Below are 2,640 nucleotides of genomic sequence, written 5' to 3' on the forward strand. Positions count from 1 at the left end.
CGGCGGGGCCGGGGACGTGCGGGCCACCGTGCCGCCGGCGCTGCCGGAGCCGGAGGCCTCGCGCTGGCGCAAGACGCTCACCTCGGTCTGTTCCTCCGCCGCCGTCTACGCCGCGGCCCAGGACGAGGCCTACCGGGCCGGGGCGGCGCCGGCCGGCGTGCAGCGGCACGAGCACTTCCACCCGACCAACGTCGTGCACACCTCGGACCTGCCACCCCCGCTGGCCGCCCGGCTGGGGCCGCAGGACCACGCCGGAGTCGTGCCGCTGGACGGCGCGGCCGGCGTGCTGGTCGTGGCGGCGGCCGAGGAGGACCTGGCGGTGCTCGGCGGGGCGCTGGAGATCCTGGCCCGGCAGGCCTCGGCGGCGCTGGAGCGGATCGCGCTGAGCCAGGAGATCACCCGGCGCGACAGCGAGGCGTACTTCCGGGCGCTGGTGCAGAACACGTCGGACACGATCCTGATCGTCGACCCGGAACTGCGGGTGCGGTACGTCTCGCCGTCGGCGGCCGACCTGTTCGGCGACCGGCCGCTGCACGACCGGCCGCTGACCGAGGTGGTCGGCAAGGTCTACGCCGCCGAGGTCGCGGTGCGGGCCGCGGAGTCCACGCCGCAGCCGCCGGTGCGACGGGACTGGGAGATCTTCGCCGACGGCGGCCAGCCGCACGAGGTCGAGGCCACGATCGCCGACCTGCGCGCCGAGCCGACGGTCGGCGGGTTCGTGCTGTCGCTGCACGATGTGACCACCGCGCGCGGCCTGGAGCGCACGCTGCAACGGCACGCCTACCGGGACCCGCTCACCGACCTGCCGAACCGGCTGGCGTTCATCCGCGGGCTGGAGGACGCCGTGGAGCTGGCCTCGCCGACGGTCGCGGTCACGGTGATGCTGCTGGACCTGGACCGGTTCCGGGAGATCAACGACTTCCACGGCCGGGAGGCCGGGGACGAGGTGCTGCGGGACGTCGCCGAGCGGATCCGGTCCCGGCTCGGGCCCGGGGACGTGCTGGCCCGCACCGGCGGCGACGAGTTCGCGGTACTGGCCGTGCGGCGGGCCACCGAGGCCCCGCGGCTGCCGACCGGGATGCCGGGCGAGGACAAGCCGTTCTACGTCGGGCCGATCGCCGTCACCACCTCCGGCGCGCTCGCCACCTGCACCACCGGCGCGACCGGCGCCTCGCTGCTGGCCGACGCCGAGATGACGCTGCACGCGGCCAAGGGCTCGGGCCCCAACAGCTGGCGCGGCTACGACCCCCGGCTGCGCGCGGAACTGGCGCGCGCCGCCGCCCGCCGCTCCGGTCTGGACCGGGCGCTGGCCGAGGGCTCGTTCGAGCTCTACTACCAGCCGATCGTCTGGCTCGACGACGGCGACATCGGCGGCTTCGAGGCCCTGGTGCGCTGGCCGCAGCCGGACGGCACGATCATCATGCCGGACGACTTCATCCCGCTGGCCGAGGCCACCGGCCAGATCCTGCCGCTGGGCCGCTGGATCCTGCGCACGGCGACCGAGCAGGCGGCGCGCTGGAACGAGGCCCGGCTGGCGGCGGGGGTGGCGCCGGTGAAGATCTCGGTGAACGTCTCAGCCCACCAACTGCGCGACCCGGGCTTCCCCGACGAGGTCGGCAAGGCCCTGACCGACGCCGGTCTGGACCCGGCGTTCCTGATGGTGGAGGCGACCGAGAGCGCGCTGATCGACCGGGCCGGCCAGGCGCTGGCCAACCTCAGGACCCTGACACAGCACGGCGTGGGCGTCTCGCTGGACGACTTCGGCACCGGCTACTCCTCGCTGTCCTACCTCCGGGACCTGCCGGTCAGCGCACTGAAGATCGACAAGGCCTTCGTGGACGGCGTCCCGGCCGAACCACGCCAGACCGCCCTGGTGAAGGGCATCATCGGCATCGCGAAGTCGCTGACGCTGATGGTGGTCGCCGAGGGTGTGGAGACCCGCGAGCAACGGCGGGCGCTGCAAAACATGGGGGCGGACCTGGGACAGGGGTATCTGTACGCGCGGCCGATGCCGGTGCGGGAGGCCTCGGCGCTGATGCGCGCGGGGCGGGTGAAGCTGCCGCGGGAGGCTGGGGAGGCGCGCGAGGCGAGGGCTGAGGATGAGGATGGGGCTGAGGCGGCGGGGGTCGGGGACGGCGATGCCTGGGGCGACGATGCCAAGTACGACGGTGCCGAGTACGACGATTCCGGGTACAGCGATTCCGGGTACGACGATTCCGGGCCGGAGGCGGGCAAGTGAGCGCCGAGCGGCCGCCGGAAGATGGTCCGCCGGTGCGGAACCGGCGGCGGGTGGCGCCGGAGCAGCCGACTTCGCCGGAGGATGGTGCCGGACCGGGCTCGGAGCGGCGAGCGCGCGGCACCGGCGAGCCCGCATCGCAGCACCCGGGTACCGGCGCCAACCGCCCGGCCGAGCAGCCGCCTCGCCACGAACCCGCCGCACAGCACCCGAACTCCGGCCCCGATCACCCAGCCGAGCAGCCGCCTCGCCACGAACCCGCCGCACAGCACCCGAACTCCGGCCCCGATCACCCAGCCGAGCAGCCATCCCGCCGCCCCGCGACCGAACAACAACAACAACAATCATCACCACCGCGCGCCACCGCCCGCACCCGTCAACGCCCAGCCGCCGGTCTCTTCCCC

At 74.4% G+C, this 2,640-nt stretch carries 1 protein-coding gene; it reads left to right on the forward strand.

What is annotated here, in order from left to right; all coding sequences use genetic code 11:
• The coding region (locus IZR01_RS48905; RefSeq protein WP_194927861.1) for a putative bifunctional diguanylate cyclase/phosphodiesterase at positions 1-2,239 on the forward strand (2,239 nt) is incomplete at its 5' end.
• Between the last annotated feature and the right edge of the window lie 401 nt (positions 2,240-2,640).

The organism is Catenulispora pinisilvae (assembly GCF_015356865.1).
GTDB lineage: Bacteria > Actinomycetota > Actinomycetes > Streptomycetales > Catenulisporaceae > Catenulispora > Catenulispora pinisilvae.